This is a genomic window from Neisseria sp. P0021.S005, assembly GCF_051956955.1.
Window position 1 is genome coordinate 1 of sequence record NZ_JBQCWY010000129.1, and the last position, 7143, is coordinate 7143.

The 7143-nt window shown below is 52.3% G+C and carries 6 protein-coding genes; all 6 read right to left on the reverse strand.

The window, feature by feature from the left end:
• Positions 1–2240: outer membrane protein assembly factor BamA (bamA, locus tag ACTHUE_RS08800; protein WP_440423301.1), on the reverse strand; the 2240-nt coding region annotated here is incomplete at its 3' end.
• Positions 2241–2243: 3 nt separating this feature from the next.
• Positions 2244–3584 (reverse strand): RIP metalloprotease RseP, encoded by a 1341-nt coding sequence (gene rseP, locus ACTHUE_RS08805; RefSeq protein ID WP_070461057.1) that lies wholly within the window; start codon positions 3582–3584, stop codon positions 2244–2246.
• 132 nt (positions 3585–3716) lie between these two features.
• Positions 3717–4898, reverse strand: a complete 1182-nt coding sequence (gene ispC, locus ACTHUE_RS08810; protein ID WP_070461110.1) for a 1-deoxy-D-xylulose-5-phosphate reductoisomerase — start codon at positions 4896–4898, stop codon at positions 3717–3719.
• Positions 4899–5015: 117 nt separating this feature from the next.
• Positions 5016–5765, reverse strand: a complete 750-nt coding sequence (locus ACTHUE_RS08815) for an SIMPL domain-containing protein (RefSeq protein WP_440423303.1) — start codon at positions 5763–5765, stop codon at positions 5016–5018.
• 33 nt (positions 5766–5798) lie between these two features.
• Entirely contained in the window at positions 5799–6593 is a 795-nt protein-coding gene (locus tag ACTHUE_RS08820; RefSeq protein ID WP_070461055.1) for a phosphatidate cytidylyltransferase, read from the reverse strand.
• A 5-nt stretch (positions 6594–6598) separates the two neighbouring features.
• A partial coding sequence (uppS, locus tag ACTHUE_RS08825; RefSeq protein WP_440423305.1) for a polyprenyl diphosphate synthase occupies positions 6599–7143 on the reverse strand: 545 nt, incomplete at its 5' end.

Below are 7143 nucleotides of genomic sequence, written 5' to 3' on the forward strand. Positions count from 1 at the left end.
GTTGTGCCTACGCCATACACGTTTTGGAGCGCGCCGTTGGTGTAATAAGAATTGCTGCTGCTGTCGTTGTAGGTTTTGCCGTCCCACACGCTGCCCGCATCGGCAAACAGGCTCAGACGGACGGTACGCGAATCTTTAATACCCGGCATCGGGAAGAGCAACTCTGCGGAAACGTTGGCTTTTTTGTTACCGCCGTAGCTGATTTTCTCGCCGTATTCGTCATAGACTTTCGGGCCCAGCGTACCGCTTTCAAAGCCGCGGACGGAGCCTAAACCGCCGCCGTAGAAGTTCTCAAAGAACGGCATTGTTTTGGTTTTGCCGTAGCCGTTGCCATAACCGACTTCGCCACCCAGCATCAGCGTGAAATCTTTGCTCAACGGGAAGAACCAAGTTTGGTTGTGGGTCAGGGTGTAGTATTGCAGGTCGCTGCCCGGCAAAGCGATTTCGCCGTTTACGCCGGTCAGGTAACCGCGGGTCGGCCACAAGGCATTGTCGGTTTTGTTGCGGCCCCAGCCGATGGTACCTTTGTACAACCAGCCTTTGAAGTTACCCACGCCACTGCCGTCGCCTTTACCGTATTGATTGATAAAGTCGGCATAGCGTTTAGGCGCGCCTTTGTAGGTGTTAACAGTCAGACGCTCTGCGGCCAAACCGAAGTTTACACGGTCATATTCGGTAACCGGAATACCGATACGCAAACCGCCGCCGAAAGTCGTGGTTTTATATTGTTTCGCGCTGGAAGAAGCTTTACGCGGGTCGTAAGACTTGCCGTAAAGGTCGTAGCCCAAGCTTACGCCGTCAGGTGTGAAATATGGGTCGGTAAACGACAATGAGCCGTTTACTGTGGTTTTACTGCGGGAAGCGCGCAGGGCAACGGATTTACCCGTACCGAACAGGTTGTCTTGAGCCACGCCGGCAGACATCACCAAACCGGTATCCTGAACCCAACCTGCGCTCAAGTCGAGCGAGCCGGTAGAACGTTCGGTCAGGCTCATGTTCAGGTCAACTTGGTCAGGCGTATTGGCCACAGGAGCCGCATCAAATTGAACGTTGTCGAAGTAGCCCAACAACTCAACGCGCTCTTTAGAACGTTGCAGTTTGGCAGAATCGTAAGGCGCCGATTCCATTTGGCGCAACTCGCGGCGGATGACTTCGTCACGGGTTTTGTTGTTGCCGGTAATGTTGATTTCGTTTACATAGATTTTGCGGCCCGGTTGAACGGTCAGTACAAAATCAACGGTATGCGTTTCGGCATTTGGAATAGGTTGGACATTGATTTCGCTGAATGCGTAACCTGCCTGACCCATGCGGTTTTGAATGGCTTCGAGCGAATTGGACATTTGCGCGCGCTCGTACCATTTGCCCGGCTTCATGGTCAGCAGTTTTTCCAAATCTTCTTTCGGCACTTCCAGCGTATCGCCTTCGATGCGTACATTGCCCCAGCGGAAGCGGTCGCCTTCGCTGACAGTTACTTTAATGGTTTGCTTGGTTTTGTCTTCGTTGGTTTGGATATCGGTATCCAAAATACGGAAGTTGAAGTAGCCGTTGTTTTGGTAGTAATTGGTGATTTTTTCCATGTCCTGAGCAAATTTTTGCTCATTGAACTGGTTGCTCTTAGTGATCCAAGTCCACATGCCGCCTTCGCTCAGGGACATTTGCTTCATCAGACGGCGGTCGGAATAAACTTCGTTGCCTTCAAATGAAATATCGGTAATCTTGGTAGATTTGCCCTCTTCGATGGCAATATCGATAGACACGCGGTTGCGGGCGAGTTTGGTTACAGTCGGCGTGATTTGGACAGACTGTTTGCCGCGGCTCAAATACTCTTCTTTCAAACCGGCAACGGCTTGGTTCAGCGTTGCTTGGTTGAAGTATTGGGATTGCGCCAAACCGAAGGCTTCAAGGTTTTTCTTGATGGCATCGTTTTGCAGCATTTTCGCGCCGGTAATATTGAGCGAGCTGATGGTCGGACGCTCAATCACGGTCAGCAGGACTTGATTGTCCATGGTTTCGACGCGTACGTCGTCAAAGAAACCGGTTGCGTAGAGTTTTTTAATGATTTCTTCACTGCGCGCATCATTGAAATTATCACCGACTTTAACGGGTAGGTAGTTGAAGACGGTACTTGGCTCGGTGCGTTGCAGGCCTTCGACGCGGATGTCCTGAATGGTAAAGTCAGCCAATGCCAGCGGGGACAGGCTCAATACCATTAAAGCGGAAGCAATCTGGTTCAGTTTCATAAATTATCCAAACAAACGGTTGATGTCATTAAAGAAAGCCACAGCCATCATCAAAAGCATGGCTGCCAGTCCGAAGCGCAGGCCGGCTGCCTGTATGCGCTCGCTCAAAGGCTTTCCGCGTATCCATTCGGCGGTATAGAAAACCAGATGTCCTCCGTCTAAAACGGGCACGGGCAAAAGGTTCAACACGCCTAAGCTGATGCTGACCAAGGCCAGAAATTCAAGGTAGCTCTGCAATCCGAGTTTGGCGGATTGTCCGGCGACATCGGCAATGGTCAGGGGGCCGGAAATATGGTTCAAAGAGGCATTGCCTGTAACCAGTTTTCCAAAAAATTTGAGGGTCGTCCACGAATAGTTGACGGTTTTGTTCCAACCCAATTCAAAGGCTTGGGCAACGGAAGGCGTATAACGGTAGCGGATGGTTTTATCCCACTCTTTATCCGCCTGGGCAGCAAGCCCTGCTCTACCCACCAGCACGCCTGCCGACTGCTCGACGCTGTCCGGCCGGATAGCGGTCACCAGTATTTTACCGTCGCGCTCGTAAGTCAGTTCGATTCGTTTGCCGGGGCTGGCGCGGAAGAGTTCCGTCCATGCCTGCCAGCTTTCGATGGGCTTCCCATCGGCGGTCAGCAGTTTGTCGTTTTCCTTCAAACCTGCTTTTTCGGCCGGACTATCAGCCAAGACTTTGCCGATGCGGTTAGTAATTCTAAAAGGCAAAAGGCCGATGTTGCCTTGGTTTTTCGCAACTTTACCTGCTTCAGGCGTACCGGCGGCATCAATTATGCGGACGGCTTGGGCATTTGAGGCCGTCTGAACGGCGACTTTTACAGGACCGGCTTCAAGGTTCAACACCATCTCGGTTTGCGCATCGCTCCAGTCTTTTACGGCGATTCCGTTGACCGATACAATCTTATCGCCTGCCTGAAAACCTGCTTTGGCGGCAATACTGGCAGGCTCGACCATGCCGACATAGGGGCGCAACTCGGTTACGCCGAAGGAAAAGCTCAAACCGTAAAGCAAAACGGCCAAAATCAAATTGGTCAAAGGGCCGGCGGCAACAATGGCGATGCGCTTGGCCGGATGCTGCTTGTCAAAGGCATACGGCAAATCTGCCTCCGCCACCTCGCCTTCGCGCGTATCGACCATTTTAACGTAACCGCCCAGCGGAATCGGGGCAAGACACCACTCGGTATCGCCGCGTTTTCGGGTGAAAAAGGGCTTACCGAAGCCGACGGAAAAGCGCACGACTTTAACGCCGCACCAGCGGGCAACAATATAGTGTCCGAACTCATGCAGGCTGACCAAAATCAGAATGGCGACGATAAAGGCTAAAAAGGTTTGCAAAAAAAATCCCCTGGGTGGAATGTGATAATCAACGGATAAGGCCGTCTGAAAACCGATTATAAAGGCAGTTGTTCCATTTTGTCTGCCTAAATGCCAAGCGGTTGGCGTTTCAGACGGCCTGTCATTGAAGCTTTATTGTTTGCCGATAAAGGCTTCTGCCTGTCTGCGTGTTTGCGCGTCTTGCGCCAGCAGGCCTTCGATATCGTGACGGCCGTCTGAAAAATCTTGGGCAAGGCAGTGGGCAACGACTTGGGCAATATCGGTAAACTTGATGCGTTTATCCAAGAAAGCGGCCACGGCAACTTCGTTGGCGGCGTTCAACACGCAAGGCGCGGCGCCACCTGCATTCATGGCCTGATAGGCAAGTTTCAGACATGGGAAACGGTCAAAATCAGGCTTTTGGAAGGTCAAAGCGGACAACGCGCCGAAATCCAACTCGCCCACGCCGGAATCGATGCGTTCGGGCAGACCCAAACAATAAGCAATCGGCGTACGCATATCGGGATTACCCAACTGCGCCAATACCGAACCATCGCGATAACGCACCATGCTGTGTATCACGGATTGCGGATGGATGACGACTTCCAGTTTTTCCGGCGGACAGTTAAACAGCCAATGCGCCTCAATCAACTCCAAGCCCTTATTCATCATTGATGCAGAATCAACGGAAATTTTTCGCCCCATACTCCAATTCGGATGCTTGACCGCCTGCTCGGGCGTAATGCTGTCAAATGTACTTAAATCGGTGTTAAGGAACGGGCCGCCCGATGCGGTCAGGATAATCGAATTGATACCGTGCTCATTCAGACGGCCTGTGTAATCCCTTGGCAATACTTGGAAGATGGCGTTGTGTTCGCTGTCAATCGGCAAGACGGCGGCGCCGTTTTGACGGGCGGTTTCCATGAACAATGCGCCGGAAACCACCAACGTTTCTTTGTTGGCCAGATAAATGGTTTTGCCCTTTTGAGCGGCGGCCAAAGCCGACGGCAAACCGGCCGCGCCGACAATGGCACACATCACGCCGCTGACTTCATCGGCCGAAGCCACATCAATCAGGGCTTGAGCACCATATAAAACCTGCGTATCGATGCCTTCTTGTTTGAGTTTCTTTTCCAGCTCGGCCGCATGGTCGGCATCGCCGACAACGGCATATTCCGGACGGAACTGTTTGCATTGCGCCGCCAGCTTGTCCACCTGCCTATGCCCTGCCAGCGCGAACACGCGGAATTTTTCGGGATGGCGGGAAATAACGTCCAAAGTGCTTTCGCCTATGCTGCCGGTACTGCCTAATATGGTCAGAACTTGTTGTGTCATGGTGTGTTCTTTGTGTGCTGTGCAAACGGTATTCATTGTGTTTGAAATAGATTTCTTTGCCGTTTCCAATTTTCAGACGGCCTTTTGCCTACCGGTTAAACAGGCCGTCTGAAAGAATTACTCAATGCCGTATTCGATGGTAACAACCAGTCGGACTTGTTTGCCGACGGTGCTTTTATCGTAAGAACCGCCGTATTCGTCGTCCTCACTGCTGCCGGTGTCGGCATAGATGTTGAACGAGCCTTGCGAAGCAGAACGCATGGCGCCCACTTTGCCGCCGCCGGTTTTGGCAAACTCGGCCGCTCGTTTCTGCGCATCCTCAGTCGCCTGCGTGATCAAATCGCGTTTGATGGTTTCCAAATTGCCCAGCAAATATTGCGGATTGTCGAAGCGGATGAATTCGTTTTGCGCACGGAAATTCAAAATGGCGCGCTGGGCGGCCTGGATTTTGTCCAGTTTTTTGGTGTTGACCACAATATTGAGGTCGCCGTCGTAGCCGTTGGGCGTGCGGGTTACGTTGCCCCGTTCGTCGCGGGTTTCATTGAAAACGCGCGACACTTCAGGCAGGCCCACTTTCATTTCAGCCGCCGTAAAGCCTTGCTCGCCCAAAAACTTAGACAGCTTTTTGCGTCTTGCCGTCAGCAAATCCAAAACTTCCTGATAGCTCTCGCCGTGCGCGTTCACGCCCGTATTCCACGTAGCGCTGTCGGATTGGAAGTTTTTCTCCGCCAAACCTTTTACAGTAATCGTCCCCGGTTGGCGCAGATTCTTAAACTGCACGCCCAAAATAAACGCCGCAGCCATCAATCCCAGTGCCAACAATACGCCCAAAATCGATAAAGATGAAATCTGTTTTTGTTCGAACATAATCAGCTCCCTCAACAACGTGAGACAGGCGGTTTAAAACAAATATACGAAAGCGGCATAAATGCTGATAACGGCAATCAGGCTGTCCACACGGTCGAACACGCCGCCGTGTCCCGGCAACAGATTGCTGCTGTCTTTGATACCGGCCGCACGTTTGAGCCAGCTTTCCAGCAAATCGCCGCACACGCTAACCACGGTCAGAATCAAGCCGATCAAAATCGTTTTGAACCAACCGGCTTCAAAAGTCAGCCAACCGGCTTTCCATACGATGGTCATGTACACGGCAACGCACAATGCGCCGCCGATCGCACCCTCCCAGCTTTTACCCGGACTGATGGTCGGCGCAATTTTGCGCTTGCCAAACGACTTGCCGCAGAAATACGCGCCAATATCGGCCACCCACACCAAGCCCATAATCGCCAATAAAGACAGCGCGTCTTCAGGCTGAGGGCGCAGGTAAACCAGTGCGAACCAAAACGGCATCACCAACAACCAACCGACAGTGTAAGCCTGCCAGCCGCCGTTTAACTTCCATTTCGCTTTCAGCCACCAAGGCATGACAATCAGCCAAAACGCCAATACGACACACCAAACCAAATCAGGCAGCTGCCAACCGCCGGCATAGGCAATCACGCCGAACACCAGCGTTGACGCTAAATAATGATTGATTTTCAGCTTGTCCAAGCCGCTCATGCGGGCATATTCCCACAAAACCAACATAGCAATCAGGCCACAAAACGCCGCCCACAACCACATAGGTGCATAAAACAGCATGACCAGCATCAGCGGCAAGAGCCACAGCGCCGTTAAAATCCGTTGTTTCAACATAATTCTCAACCCCGTTGCTGCTCAAGCGGCAGCTGTTCGGAAGTCCGCCCGAAGCGGCGCTCCCGTTTTTGGAACGAAACAATCGCCTCGTTCAGCGATTTCTCATTAAAATCAGGCCACAGCGTATCCGTAAAATACAATTCCGCGTACGCCATCTGCCACAGCAGGAAATTACTGATGCGCGTCTCGCCGCCGGTTCGGATAAACAAATCCGGCTCGGGTGCATCGCCCAACATCAAATAGCGCGACAACGCCTCTTCCGTAATCTCGGTTGCACCCTCGGCAATCAACTGATTTGCCGCCTGCAAAATATCCCAGCGGCCGCCATAATCGGCGGCAATGCTCAAAGTCAAGCCGGCATTGTTTGCCGTCAACGCCTCTGCCGCCTCAATCCCCTTCAGGATTTCAGCATTAAACCGCTCACGGCTGCCGATGACTTTCAAGCGCATATTGTTATCGTGCAAACGGCGCACCTGCTTTTGCAAAGCCTGCAAAAACAGCCCCATCAGAAAAGAAACCTCTTCCTCGGGGCGTCGCCAGTTTTCAGTCG